Annotated in this window: 11 protein-coding genes; all 11 read right to left on the reverse strand. The window is 47.0% G+C overall.

Features of this window, described 5'->3' with window-relative positions:
* A partial coding sequence (locus GXO74_00515; GenBank protein NOZ60140.1) for a TIGR01548 family HAD-type hydrolase occupies positions 1–695 on the reverse strand: 695 nt, incomplete at its 3' end.
* A complete protein-coding gene (hisC, locus tag GXO74_00520) occupies positions 695–1,750 on the reverse strand; it encodes a histidinol-phosphate transaminase (GenBank protein NOZ60141.1) in 1,056 nt (351 codons plus the stop codon). The genes GXO74_00515 and hisC, both read right to left, overlap by 1 nt.
* Positions 1,747–2,601, reverse strand: a complete 855-nt coding sequence (locus GXO74_00525; protein ID NOZ60142.1) for an ATP phosphoribosyltransferase — start codon at positions 2,599–2,601, stop codon at positions 1,747–1,749. Before GXO74_00525 ends, hisC begins: the two co-directional genes overlap by 4 nt.
* A gap of 214 nt (positions 2,602–2,815) precedes the next feature.
* Complete coding sequence (locus GXO74_00530) at positions 2,816–3,487, reverse strand: endonuclease III (GenBank protein ID NOZ60143.1); 672 nt, start codon at positions 3,485–3,487, stop codon at positions 2,816–2,818.
* A 249-nt stretch (positions 3,488–3,736) separates the two neighbouring features.
* Positions 3,737–4,039 (reverse strand): 50S ribosomal protein L7ae, encoded by a 303-nt coding sequence (locus GXO74_00535; protein NOZ60144.1) that lies wholly within the window; start codon positions 4,037–4,039, stop codon positions 3,737–3,739.
* On the reverse strand, positions 4,020–4,298 hold the full coding sequence (locus GXO74_00540) for a YlxR family protein (GenBank protein NOZ60145.1): 279 nt from the start codon (positions 4,296–4,298) through the stop codon (positions 4,020–4,022). Before GXO74_00540 ends, GXO74_00535 begins: the two co-directional genes overlap by 20 nt.
* An 8-nt stretch (positions 4,299–4,306) precedes the next feature.
* Complete coding sequence (locus GXO74_00545; protein NOZ60146.1) at positions 4,307–8,062, reverse strand: S8 family serine peptidase; 3,756 nt, start codon at positions 8,060–8,062, stop codon at positions 4,307–4,309.
* 225 nt (positions 8,063–8,287) lie between these two features.
* The gene (locus GXO74_00550) at positions 8,288–10,447 is read right to left on the reverse strand and encodes a T9SS type A sorting domain-containing protein (protein ID NOZ60147.1); all 2,160 of its coding nucleotides are present in this window, start codon (positions 10,445–10,447) and stop codon (positions 8,288–8,290) included.
* A 463-nt stretch (positions 10,448–10,910) separates the two neighbouring features.
* A complete protein-coding gene (locus GXO74_00555) occupies positions 10,911–11,939 on the reverse strand; it encodes a zinc-dependent alcohol dehydrogenase family protein (protein NOZ60148.1) in 1,029 nt (342 codons plus the stop codon).
* A complete protein-coding gene (locus tag GXO74_00560) occupies positions 11,939–12,427 on the reverse strand; it encodes a hypothetical protein (GenBank protein ID NOZ60149.1) in 489 nt (162 codons plus the stop codon). The genes GXO74_00555 and GXO74_00560 overlap by 1 nt, the downstream gene beginning before the upstream one ends.
* Before the next feature lie 79 nt (positions 12,428–12,506).
* Positions 12,507–13,639: hypothetical protein (locus GXO74_00565; protein ID NOZ60150.1), on the reverse strand; the 1,133-nt coding region annotated here is incomplete at its 5' end.

The raw sequence follows: 13,639 nt of genomic DNA on the forward strand, positions 1-13,639 counted from the left end.
TATGAACTCTGAACTACGAGCTCCAAATTCAAAATCTCATTCACATCATTTAAAATGAACTGTGCTCCGGCTGACTTGAGCAAATCTGTTTGTCCCAGCCCGGTATCGTTGACAGATAAAACTCCGACCGGAATAACTCCCGCAGCCACGGCAGCTTTCATGTCATCGATTGAATCGCCCAGATAGACAGCGGTTTTGACGCCTAATTTTTTCATTGCCAGTAAAATACCATCAGGTTCTGGCTTTCCTTTTCCAGGCGGCGTGTCCTCCAGGGCGATCAACACCTCGAAATAATTTTCTGCCTCAAAACGGCTCAAAACAAATTCCGCTTCGATTTTTGGACGGCCTGTAACAATTCCCAACCTGAACCGGTGAAACAACGATTCCAACACGGTCGGCTTGATCAACATGGTTTCATTTTTTATAAATCCGTCAAAATTTTTCCCCAGATAAAATTCCTGGAATTTGTCCACAATTTCCCAGTGGTATGCATCTTTGCCATGTTCTGTGATAATAGCATGTGCGCAATCCCAATCATTATTATAGCCGCCGCGATTTTTCACCTGCTGAATTTCCAAAAATTGAATTTCATCGCCGGTGAAAAATTCCGCTGTCTTTTTAATGGCGTAGCGATAGGATTGGGAAACATCCACTAAAACGCCGTCCATGTCAAACAAAATCGCTTCTACTTTCATTAAGCCGCCCTGATTTCATCCAATATTTGTAAAAACTTTTTATTTTCTTTTGGCGTACCAATTGAAACGCGAAGAAAATCGCTAATGCGTTCATCTCGGAAATGGCGCAACAGGATTCCTCTTTTATAAAATTCTTTAAACAACCCAGCGCCGTCAAATCCTGACAATCGAAACAGAAAAAAATTCGCCGCTGAAGCGACTGCTGAAACGGTTTCTCGTTGCGAGACCTGGCCAAACAACCAATCCCGCTGTTCAATGATTTCATCAATAACGGGCTGCAATTGATCTCTATTTTTCAATAAAATTTCTCCGGCGATCTGCTGAAAAATGCCAACTGAAAAAGGCAGCTTCGCTTTTTCCAATTGCTGTGCGACAGCAGGTTGTGCCAACAAATACCCCAGCCGCAGACCTGCCAGACTGAACGCTTTGGAAAAGGTGCCCAAAATGATGAGCCGCTCATTTTTCTCTATTAAATTCTGAGCTGTATCTCCGTGAAATTCAAAATACGCCTCATCAAGGACAAAGATGCCGGGAATGGATTCCAAAATTTTCGAAATTTCGTCCGGCTGCAAAACCGACCCGGTCGGATTATTCGGCGACGCCAGGATTATCATACGCGCATTTTGCGCCTTCTCAATAATTACTGGAATATCGAAGCTAAAATCATCCTGAAGCGGTACGGGGATTGTATCAATATTCCAAATCTTTGCCAAACGCGGATAGACAGAAAATCCCGGGCTCGCGACAACAATGCTGTCGCCCTCGCGACAAGTCCCGGAAATCACGGTTTGAATCATTTCATTGGAACCATTACCCGCCAGAATGCCCTGCTCGGGAAAATTTCTGTATGCTGCTATCTCCGAAATTAAACCGCCGGGTCTATTTTCACAATACCGATTCCAACTCTGTCGTTCGAGACGATGAAGAATCTCTTCTTTCAATCCACTTGGGACATCGTAAGCGGATTCGTTTTGATTGAGCTTGATGACAGACTGATCCTGTGAGACCACGTAGCTTTCAAGCTGTTTCACTGAATCTTTAATAAAAAAACTCATAAAACGACCTTCTTGAAATCGTATTCCAAAATATCCGTAGCGCCAATTTTTTTCAGCATGGGAATGAGCTTAACCACCTCCGATTTTTTCACTGCAACTTTCACGGCATAGCCTTTTCCGCCATAAAGCTGTGAAATAGTTGGCGAACGCATACAGGGCAAAATTTTGATAATTTTCTCAAATTTTTCACTCGGCACGTTCATTTCCAACATTACCCTTTCGCGAGCATCAAGAACCGCTTGAAAGAGCATTTTCATTTCTTCAATTTTCTCCCGTTTCCACGGATCAGCTAACGCCTCCTTATTTGCAATAAAGCGCGTCGAGGAACTGATAACTGTGTGAATAATGTGCAAGTTGTGTTCTTTGAGCGTCCTTCCTGTAGAAGTATTATCAACAATCATATCCGCATCGTGCGGCGGAAAGACTTCTGTTGCGCCGAAAGTTCGCAACAACAAAAAAGAATATCCCTCTTTTTCGAGAAAATGGCGCGCGATTTGTTCATATTCAGTCGCGACCACGATTTTTTGATTTTTTAAATTTGCATTTGCCAGATTCTCCGGCACCGCCGCGACAATGCTCACACGATCCATTCCCAAATCCAGCACTTCAACCACATTCGCCTGCGTTTCTGCAATCCAATCGTATCCTGTAAAACCGGCATCGTGCGACCCCAATTCTACCAATTTGGGGATATTTTGCGGCTTCATGATTTTTGCTTCAATTTCCCGATCTTCCACTCGGGGAATGTAAACCCTCTCCGCTGTCTCCACGCCAAACCCGGCATCGTTCAAAAGCCCGACCACATTCGAATAAATTCGGCCTTTGGGAATGACTAATTTTAATTTTGCCATAAATTTGCTCCGCGTAAAATAGCCAGACGCCATTCCTTTTTGATAAGGATGGCATCTGCGTTCAACGAATTAAAGAAAATAAAAAATAGCTAATTTAACTTTTAAATGCAAGTGCTTTATCAGGGATTTTCCGGCGTAAATAGGCAGCCATAACTTTAAGGAGAGACACATCATCTTCCCCAATAACCAGATCGGTTGTGATTAAAAGAGAATTTTAATGATGACGAAAATAATCACACTCTCTCTGAATCGGGCAAATCTCACATTTTGGTTTGCGAGCGAAACAGATGGTTCTGCCCAATTTGAGGAAATTCATGTGCAGCGAGTAAGATTTTCCAGGCGGAACCAATGGCTGCATTTGCCAAAAGGTCTTTTCCGCTGTAGCCTTGTCCGGGACAAGACCCAGCCGTCGGCAAATTCGATGAACGTGTGTGTCCACCGGAAAAATATCAATGCCGCAGGAGAACATCATCACCACACTGATCGTCTTCACGCCCACGCCTTTGAGCCGGGTAAATTTTTCAATAATTTCATCCGGCTTCATGTCGCAGACAAAATCCAGTTCCAACTTTCCGTACTCATCGTAAATCCAGCGTAAAATCGCCTGAATGCGTTCGCTCTTCTGATTGGCAAGCCCGCCAGGACGAATGGCGTCGGCAATTACCTTGACATCGCCGCGCATGACTTGTTCCCAGGTGGAATATTTTTCCTGCAGTCGTCGATATGCTGTGTCGCGATTTTTGTCATTTGTGCTCTGCGAAAGAACCGTTAAAATCAAAGTGCTCAAAGGATCGCTGACATTTTTCCTTTGGGGAATTCCGAAAGCATTTTCTAATTTTTTGACAATCCGTTTCACCCGCTCCGGCCGGTCATCGTTTCTCGACATATTTTTGAAGTTCCTTTACTTAAATCAAATGTCGCCGACCTGACAGGTGGGCGACATCTTACCAAAAAGAGTGATTGATTCTCTCAACGCAATATTTTTTTAATCTTTGTGGTTTTGCGTCTCCGTGTGGAAAATCTTTTTACTCACTCCAGGCCACGGCGACGCGAAGAAAAAAATGATTTGCGGCGAATTGATTCGCGGGGCTATCCGTTGCTCAAACTTTTGCTGCGCCGACAATCACGATTATGATCACAACAGATATTTTTTCAACTCTGCGGCTAAATTTTTATTGGAAACAGCAAGCGCTGCCACTTCGTTTCTGCCGCAAATTTTGCCCAGTTCGTCTCTGACGCCGAACAAATAGAGCGGAATGGAAAATCGTCGACATTCCACTTCTATTTCCCGTTTCAATTTTTCCGAGGCGTCCAGCGCGACAATGACCAGCGCGGCTTTTTTCCTTTTGATCAAAATCAAAACCGCAGTTTTGCCGATTTCCAGCATTCTGCCTTTTTGCGCCAGATGAAGCAGCGATTTAGCTTTTTCCGTTTTCAACAGTTTTCACCTGCTGAATCAATTTTTCATAAATTTGATCGTCGAACGCGCAGCGAAACGACCGTTCCAACCCGCGCTTTTTTTTCGCCAGCGTCACGCATTGACTACTCGGACAAACGTAGGCGCCCCGGCCCGGTTTTCTCTGCTGCAAATCGGGTTCTGGCGGCTGGTCTTTATTTTTCACGACTCTCAACATTTCCCGTTTGTCTCGTCCCGCGCCGCAGCCGACGCAGCGACGATACCAGTTCGGCAGCGCCATTACGCCCCCTATTGTAATAAAATCATTTTCATCGTCTTTGTCAATTGTTTTTTTCCGGCAGTCATCCGCAAAAAATAGACTCCGGTAGTGCAACGTCCGCCAAGAAAGTTGGTTCCGTCCCAGACGAGATCGTGAAATCCGGACTGCTGCGCGGACAAACGACTTTCCCACACGCGCTGGCCTTTGAGATTCAAAATGACAAACCGCACTTCCGATGGTTCGCGCAGCCAGTAGCGGATTCGCGTAACAGAATTGAACGGATTGGGAAAGTTTGCTGACAAAGTAAATAATTCGGGAACCAGCGCTATTTGTTTTTCTTTTGCAGAAATTTCCGTGCCCGATTTTTTTTGAAATTCAATATCATCGATGAACCAGCCCGCCATCGGTTTTTCCTGAACAGAATCGCTCTGAAAATGAAATCGCAAAAAGACAGAATCGTCGTTCTCAAAATAAAATGAATCGAGCGGGATTTGAATTTCCCGCCAATGGTCCGTCTCGCCGCCGATGCGTTCTCCGACGAGTTGCCACGCGCCCGCAGAATTCGTTTTCAGTTCCACTGCGCCAAAATCGTGCCCGGATTCCATTTCATATTTTGTCCAGAAAGTCAAATTCACTTCTTTCAAAGCACGCACAGGAATTCCGGGGATCAAGTAAAGTGAAGCGTCTGTGTTTTTAGGATAGGCGCCGCCGGGAAAAGTTGACACGCTGAACATGGCCGAATGGTACTCCCGATCATCCAGCCGCCAGCAGGTCGAATCGGACTGCCAAGAATCGAATCCAAACTCGAAACTTTCTCTGCCGATGAAATAGGAAAAATTTTCCGACCGTGCGCGATTAGGATTTTTCGCCGCGTCCGAAGCCGTGAAAAAATAAACCACAGAATCGCCGATTACGCCCAGTGGGGGAATTTCCGCAACAAACAGATTTTCACCCGCAGCAACCATCGAGAGTGAGTCGCTCACACCTCCCACGGAAAAATGCAATTCCACCGAACTCGCATCGACTGCTAAATTGTCCGTAACCGCAACCGTAATTTTGCGCGGCTTGTTCTGCGCGATAATATCCGGCGGCGGAACGTGCGCCAGTTTGGGCTTTTCTTCGTCCGCCCCAAGGCGAAAAGAGAAAGTGTGGCTCGGCGCATCCACCGGCAGCGAGAACGTGAAATAGGGATCTTTCAACTGAAAAAAATATTCAATCTCGCCATTGTAATTTTCAAAATGGATGACAATCGCGCCGGTTCCCGCGTCGGAGACATGAATTGCTACGCGTGAAAACTGCTGGAAAAATTGCGGACGATACGATAAATAAAGCGAATCCGTAACATCGACCAGCGGCGCAAGTTCCGCGCGAAAAGTTACTGCCACTGATGAATCATTTTCCGCGTCAGCAACGGGCTGATGACGCAAAGGCCCCAGAAACTGAAAAATCCGCTGCATGAATTCCTGCCTCGGACGGGAGATTCGCTCCGGGTCTTCGTTTTGCTGGCTATCAATCGCCTCGAAGCCAAACCCAAGATTCAGCACCCGATGTTGTCCCTGAAAATAGACGCCGGCGCCTCGTTGATTTTCGTAACGAAAACAGGAAACAGCTCCACTGGCAGGCTCAATCCAGTCGGGAAATTGAAAATGAAAAGGGATCCCCGGCTGATAAATTTTGAAATTCAAATCCTGGCCAAAAGTGCCTGGCATTCCCTCGACTTTTTCCGATAGACTGTTGTCATTTTTGTAAACGGAATGCAAATAATTTTCGTAAAATGCTTGTGCTTCTTCTGAAAACTGACTATGTTCGCCGTTCGGATCGGCCAGATCCCAGCCGATGTCCTGGCCGGAAATGAAAAGATCGCCGCCGCGATCCAGATAATCCGTCAATGCGGCGCGATCGTCCGCATCCAGACTGGGAAACGCCCATTCGCAGAACCAGATCGTCATCGGGAAATGGCGCATGAAAATTGACGGCGGGCTGCCTAAAAATTCTCTGTCCCAGCGCAAAAAATCCACTTTCAATTTCTTCAGCCAAAAAGTGTAAAATTCATCGATATTTTTTCCGCCGTCGTCATCAACCAGCAGCACGGCAGATTTTCCCACCGGAACGAAAATTGTGTCCGCACCTCCCGCGCCGTTTTCCAATTCAAAATTGAGCACCAAAGGCGCCAGATGAGTTTGAGCGTTTTCAGAGATGCGAAAGCTCAACGCATTTTCCAGTTTCACAATTGAGTCCGGCGGGAAATTTGCAATTTGCACCGTGGCGTCGAGCGTTTCCAGATCGGGATCAAGGCTGAGTAGCCGAAGCTGAAAATTTCTTCCCGCGCTCAATGCAAAATTCTGATAAGCCGCGCTGACGTGAATGATTTCGTTTCTTTCAAAAAGAAAATTTGCATTTCCGGCAACCGTGTCGCTAACGCCGGCGCTGAAGAAATGAATTTCAGCCGGACTTTCAGGAAGATTTGCTTCTGTCAGCGCGCGGAAACTGTTCACTCTGCCGACGCCCAGTTTGCCTGCGTAATCCGGATTTTTGTCATCGATCCGATCCGCAGTCAACGCCAACTGTCGGTAAAGCCGCAGCATGTTCCAATCGGGATATTGCGCCCGCAGCAGTCCCATAATGCCAGCAGTTAGCGGCGACGCCATGGAAGTGCCGGACATTTCGCCGTAGCTGCCCTGACTCACCGGATACAAACTGAGCAGCCCCGGTTTTCCGATGGGCTCATCTCCGCCGGGCGCAGCGATGTCGATGAAATCGCCGAAACTGGAGTAGCTTGCTTTGCGATCGTTTTCGTCCACCGCCGCGACAGCGAAAACATGAACGTAGCTGGCAGGGTAAAATAATTTGTCAGTATTGCTATTTCCCCCGGCAGCCACAATCAAGCATCCCTTGCTCACGGCGTAATTTATCACATCCTGCTCGAATTGAGAAAAAGAGCCCGCATGTCCCCAACTGCAATTAATAATGTCCGCGCCATTGTCCGCAGCGTAAATAATACCATCGTAGCCGAAAGGAATTTGCAGCGGGTCGTCGTCTGCGCTTACTTTCACCGGCATGAAATGACAGGAAAAACCAGCGCCTGCAATTCCGGTCACATTATTTGTCACTGCGGCGGCGAGACCCGCAGTGTGTGTGCCGTGCGCGGCGATTCTGCTCGTTTCGGTGCTGTTGACCGGATCCGCGTCGTCATTCCCGAAATCCCAGCCGTGAACGTCATCGACGTAGCCGTTTCCGTCGTCGTCAACGCCGGCGACGCCGTTGGCTTCGGCAAAATTTGTCCACAAATGTTCCGCTAAATCAGGATGAGTGTAATCGGTGCCATTGTCCACGATGGCAATTACCACATCCGGCGAGCCGCTGCTGATCGTCCACGCCAGATCGGTTTGTGTCTGCTGAAGATAAAACTGTCGTGCAAAAAGCGTATCATTGGGGACAAAGCCTAATATCCGACTCACATAAACAGGCTCCACATATTCGAAAAGCCCGGTTGCAGATAACTTCACCGCCATATCCCTTGGCGAAAATTTTTTAGAAAAATAAATGCGAAAAACCGAAAACAACGGAGAATTCGGTAGCTGATCGGAAAATGCCGGTTCAATTTTGTTAATTCCGCTCAAGTTTAATTTGTTCAAATTTGGGTTTTGCTGTGAAAGGGCATTGGTTTTAGCCCTGGCAACAACAACTCCAGGCACTACGTCCACATCAGACGGATTTGAATTATTCGCCAGAAGAATAGATTGCCACAATAAGCTAATGGCCAAAAGAAATATTTTCTTTCTCATGCGACATCTTCCCAAAATAATATTTGCCTAATTCCAAAATTACGCCGCGAACGCTGATAAAAGGCTGGTGAGAATAATGTAATCGTTTTTACCAAAGAAATCAATTAAAATTTGCAGAAAAAATTTGAGAAAAAGCGGGAGAAAAATTCAGCCAAAATAAAAAAGCCGCTGAGGAGAAAAATACCTCAGCGGCTTATTTATGCCTTCACTTACCTGATCGCCGGTTTAGCGTAACAGCATCATCTTCATTGTCTTTGAGAAATCGCCAGTTTCTAAGCGGTAGAAGTAAACACCACTGGTCAAGTTGCTGGCGTCAAAGGTCACGCGGTAGGTGCTGGCAGCCTTGTATTCATCCACCAATGTCGCTACTTTTTGTCCCAGAACGTTGTACACAGCTAATTTCACATTGCCCGGTTTGGCAATAGTGTAGCTGATTCGCGTCTGAGGATTGAACGGGTTCGGATAGTTCTGGCTCATGTCATATTTCATCGCCACAGCCGGTTGTACAGCGTCATTGACGTCTGTCGGAGCGCCAAACCAATCCAGAGCATTATCAACTACACTGCTGACATTAGGTTCTGTCCAGTGATAGCCGTCAGTCGCTGTGTAGGTCGGCAGCGCGCCTGTATCCAAGCTTAATTGATCAAAACCTAAGAAAACAGTTTTACTGCCGTTATACTCTTTGTGAACTCCAACACTTCGACCTTGAGCTGAGTCGGTGAAACAAGTGACAGCCCCGTCGCCAGGATCTACCTGATCAATCCAACTGCTAAAGCCTAATTCAAACTTTGGATTATAATAAAGTTGTAAACTGTCGGCAACGAAAGTTGCTAGTCCACCGCTAATGATATCTCCTGCCACAGGATTGATGGGAAAGGCTAAGTCTTGATCGCCAGCAGCAGCATAATTAATATCATGGGCGACATGACCTATACCCATATAAGCATTGTGCCAATCATCTGCAGCAAAAGTTGAATCACGGCTCCATCCCCATAAACTTCCGGCCCATTCCTGCGATGACCAGAACATATATTTGGTGCCCGAAGCGAACCAGGCGCCAAAAACATCGTCATTCAACGTCGCCGGTGAATTAGCGTCGATGTCAACAATGTAGTCGTACTGGTTCACTAATGTTGCTGACAACGGGCCATCATTCAAACCGACCCACACATCGTAGCCATAGGGGATAGTGTCGTTTGCCCACAGATTATCATAGTAAGGGCTTAAAATCCATGACGGATAAGAACCACCATCATCATTGTAGAAAACCAGAATTTCATTGTATTTCATGAAGAAGCCGTAAGAACCGCCGAGAATTTCACTCGTCGCGCCAGCTTTATCCGTGGCATCGAACTTATAGGTCAAGACATCGCCAGCAGTCAAAACGCCGGCAGGAACAACGCCGTCCCAATCGCCGTCTGTATCGGTACCGCTGACCATGGTCATGGGTACTGTGTTCCAATCGCCGTCATTGACTTTGTAATACAAATTAGCGGAAGCAACACCAGCCATATTGACGTCATTAGCGTCGATGTCCGTGATGTGCGTGTGAAGTGTTCTGGCGTCAGAGTTCAGCACTGTGGCGTAAGGACCGCCTGTTACAGTAATGCTCGGCGGCGTATTCTGATAAAACTCAACCACGACTTTCCAAGTTACAGAATAATGTCTCACCGTGAACTGCGGGTCATGTCCGCTGCGGCCGCCCTGGTAGTATTTTGCCAGACGATAGACATCACTGGGATCATCGGGATTGTCTGATCCGGCATCGGTTCCCATGTAGGATCCGCCATAAGGGATGACCGTTATGACAAAACCTTCGCCTTGGCTGTCCGGTTCCTGGCCCAGCCAGATCATCTCTGTCCACACGCGTTGGCCGTCAACGACTGTGTTGGGGAATTCGCCCCACATCAAATCACCTAACAAAGTGGGCAAACCTTTGTCTTTGGTGTAAATGGCATCGCCGTCCCACCAACTGTCGTCAAATTCCCAGCCGTAAGCGGCTTTGTTGATGATCAAATTGTAGCCGTCGGAAAGTGCATCAGTTCCCCAAGCCTGTCCGACTACTCCGATAGCTTTGATGTAGCACGCTGCCGGTGGATCAAAATATCCAGCCTGCGAGTCGCCGGAGGCAACGCCCCAGTTTACGCTCGTCGCAAAAGGATTGGACAATGTGTCGATGATACCCGCATGAGTCGCCTTGATTTCAGGCGCTTGCATGGCGCGGGATTTTTGCATCATTTTTTGGTACTGTTTTTTGGTGATGGGAATGGCTTCACTCTTCTGACCGAATTTGGCAGGCTTCAAAATCGCCAACTGCTGCGCAAACAGGGTCGCGGAAAAAGCGACAACCATCAGCAAAACTAATAGCAAAGTTAACCGTTTCATAAACTCCGTCCTCCATTTTGGTTCATTGGACTTAATGTACTAAGGTGTTAAAAATTTTTTAAATTAGAAGTGAACTTTGGAAGAAACGCCGGCTTTCACCTCCTTTCGTCATTGTGACAAGTCACAGTTAGGTAAGTGAGGCTGAATTGATTTAATAATCTATAAATCTATAAAATTATTTTTTAAATTGCAACAAAAATTTAATTTATTTGCAAATTTCTTTGTTCAGCGGTTTTGAGGCAAAAAAAAATGAAAGCTATTTCCCGCCCGATTATCGACAAGAATACCAAAGCGTTTTCTTTTCACAAATTCTATGCCAGATATTTTTCTTGCTCAAAAATGGCGTTTTAATTTCTTTATTTTCAAGTAATTGAACCAAACCAACCAAAAGCATTGTTATTTCGATTGTGCAATATTTTTCACTGTGCCAGGGCGAAATTTCTTGCACGTCGCATCGGTTTTATTAATCGGGACAAATCAAAATTTTTCCGCCCCGACGCAGTTCAGCCTTGGCTAAAACCGACGCCAATTTTTCCAACGGCAAGCTCCGGGACATAAATGTTTCCGTTTTTACTCTTCCTCCGGCAAGCAAATCAATGGCGCGCGCGTGAGTGAACGGATTGACAAAAGACGACCGAATCGTCAGCTCGCGCCGGAAAATTTCAAAGGGACGAACGGAAATTTCGCACTCCGGCGGTGCGAGACCAAATAACATCACTCTGCCGCCGCGACCGCAAGACGCAATCGCATCGTTCGCCGTAGCGGCTGAACCAACGCACTCAATCGCCACGTCAACGCCGTGACCTGTTTTTTCGCGGATTCTTTCCGGCACTGATATTTTGTTGGGATCGATTGCTTCGTCAGCGCCTAATTTTTCCGCCAGAGCGCGTTTCTTTTCCTCGGGCTCGCTCAAGAAAATACGACTCGCCCCGACGGAACGCGCCAATTGCAGCATGATCATGCCGATAGTTCCGCCGCCCACAATGAGCACAGAATCCGCAGGTTTAATTTCTGCCAGATCGATTCCGTGCAAACAGCAGGCAATGGGTTCAACCATGGCGCCTGCCGTAAAACTGACATTGTCTGGCAATTGAAAAGCCTGCTTCTCCGAAACGATCGCCAGCTCCGCAAACCCGCCGTCCTGAGTCACGCCAATGGCGCGCAGATTTTCGCACAAATGCACTTGACCGCGCTGGCAATAATAACAATTTCCGCACGAGATATTGGGATCGATAGTCACGCGGTCGCCAACGCGCAACCGGCAAACAGCATCGCCAATTTCTACAATCTCCCCGGAGAATTCGTGTCCGAGAACGACCGGCGGACTCACTTTTGCCGAGCCTGCCGCGCCCTCAAAAATATGGACATCGGTACCGCACACGCCGCAAGCGCGTACTTTTATCAACACTTCATCGCTGCCAATTTTGCGCACCGGCTTGTCTTCAATGCGCACGTCGCCGGGTCCGTAAAAAACCGCCGCTTTCATTCTCATTAAAATATTCTTATCTTTTTCATAATTCTTTTCAAAGAACGGCCGAATTTCACCGGTCGAATTTCCAGCCGGCGCGACTCGCCTTCGCCCTCGCTTGCCGTTTCCACGCCGTCAAAATCCTGCAAACAATTGTGAATAATGTACCGCTCATAACCGGGCAACGGCGGGAAAATGTACGTCTGTCCGGTGGCGAGCACTTCTCCCGCCTTTTCCCGCGCAAACTTTTTCAGATTACCCACAGGAAAAACTTTCAACACAATTTGGCCGTTCCGGCGGTAGCTTTTCGTCTCAAAATCATCGCGGTCGTCAAAAAACGAGTGAATCCTTTTCCTTTCATAGCCATTCAAATTTTCAATGCTCACCGACTCAATCGAATCCCGCAAACGTTTCTGAATATCAATCAAAATGCGATCGATTTTACTTAAATTGGATCGGTCCGGCTTTCCACGATGTCCTTCGTAGGATGCCCGTCTTTTCTCATTCGCCATTTTCGTTTTCCTCTCCTAAAAATAGCCTGCTACTATCTTTTCCTTAAAATTGCAAATCTTTGAAAGGGTAAATTAAACTTCATTTCCCAGCGCGAAGCGCATCAGCGATGCGTTGGGGGACATTTTCAAAACTGCCGTTGCTCATCACTAAAATTTGATCGCCGGGTTTGGCATTTTCGGACACAAATTTCACAATTTCATCCGGCGTCAAATGATGAACTTCTCGTCGCCTTTTTTTAATTTTTTCCACTAAACTTTCCACAGACATGCGTTTCTCCGCCTGCACTTTCTGCGGCAAATGCAGCGGAGCAACAATGACAACATCAGCGTCGTCAAACGCCTCCCCATATTTGTCTTCCATGATTTTCATTTTCGATGTCGCTGTCCTCGGTTCAAAAATCGCCCAGATGCGCGCCGCGGGAAATCTCGTGCGCAAGCCGTTAATTGTCGATTTGACTTTAGACGGATGATGGGCAAAATCGTCGTAAATCGTGATGTTGTTCACCACTGCTTTCACGTCGAGTCTTTTGACAATATTTTGAAATTGCGGCAGAGAATTCTCAATGGCTTCCGCGGAGACACCGTAAAAATTCGCCGCGCCCCCTGCTGCCAGCACGTTGCGAATATTGTGGTAACCGAACAGCGGCGAAGCGACTCTGGCAAAAAATTTCCCATCGCGAATAATGTCAAATTTTGTTTTTTCCGGCTGAAAATCGATATTGTCCGCCCGCCAGAAAGCCGTTTCTGTCAAACCAAAAGTCTGCACCGGCGCGAATGATCTCGGGATAAGTTCGCGAACATTTTCGTCCTCCTCATTCGCCAGAAAAAGCCCGTTGCGCGGCACGAGATTGACCAATCGCCGGAACGCCTGTTTGATTTGATCCAGATCATCGTAAATGTCGCCGTGGTCAAATTCGATGTTGTTGACGATCAGCGTGTGCGGTAAATAATGAAAAAATTTCGCCGCCTTGTCAAAAAATGCGGTATCGTATTCATCGCCTTCCACGACGAAAAGATCGCTTGCGCCCAACTTGTAGCCCTGATTGAAATTTTTCGGAATGCCGCCAATCATAAACGACGGATCTTTTCCCGCAGCTTCCAGCAGCCACGCCGAGAGAGAACTGGTCGTGGTTTTCCCGTGCGTGCCGCTGACCACGATGGAACGTTTGCCCTGAATGAAAAATATTTTCAAGGCTTCAGCCGAAGACAGAT

Source organism: Calditrichota bacterium, from assembly GCA_013152715.1.
In the GTDB taxonomy this organism is placed as follows: Bacteria; Zhuqueibacterota; Zhuqueibacteria; order Thermofontimicrobiales; family Thermofontimicrobiaceae; genus 4484-87.

Bases quoted from the DNA above. Each gene is read 5' to 3' on its own strand.
- hisC (NOZ60141.1), bottom strand. From the start codon at position 1,750: ATGAGTTTTTTTATTAAAGATTCAGTGAAACAGCTTGAAAGCTACGTG.
- GXO74_00525 (NOZ60142.1), bottom strand. From the start codon at position 2,601: ATGGCAAAATTAAAATTAGTCATTCCCAAAGGCCGAATTTATTCGAAT.
- GXO74_00530 (NOZ60143.1), bottom strand. From the start codon at position 3,487: ATGTCGAGAAACGATGACCGGCCGGAGCGGGTGAAACGGATTGTCAAA.
- GXO74_00540 (NOZ60145.1), bottom strand. From the start codon at position 4,298: ATGGCGCTGCCGAACTGGTATCGTCGCTGCGTCGGCTGCGGCGCGGGA.
- GXO74_00545 (NOZ60146.1), bottom strand. From the start codon at position 8,062: ATGAGAAAGAAAATATTTCTTTTGGCCATTAGCTTATTGTGGCAATCT.
- GXO74_00550 (NOZ60147.1), bottom strand. From the start codon at position 10,447: ATGAAACGGTTAACTTTGCTATTAGTTTTGCTGATGGTTGTCGCTTTT.
- GXO74_00555 (NOZ60148.1), bottom strand. From the start codon at position 11,939: ATGAGAATGAAAGCGGCGGTTTTTTACGGACCCGGCGACGTGCGCATT.
- GXO74_00560 (NOZ60149.1), bottom strand. From the start codon at position 12,427: ATGGCGAATGAGAAAAGACGGGCATCCTACGAAGGACATCGTGGAAAG.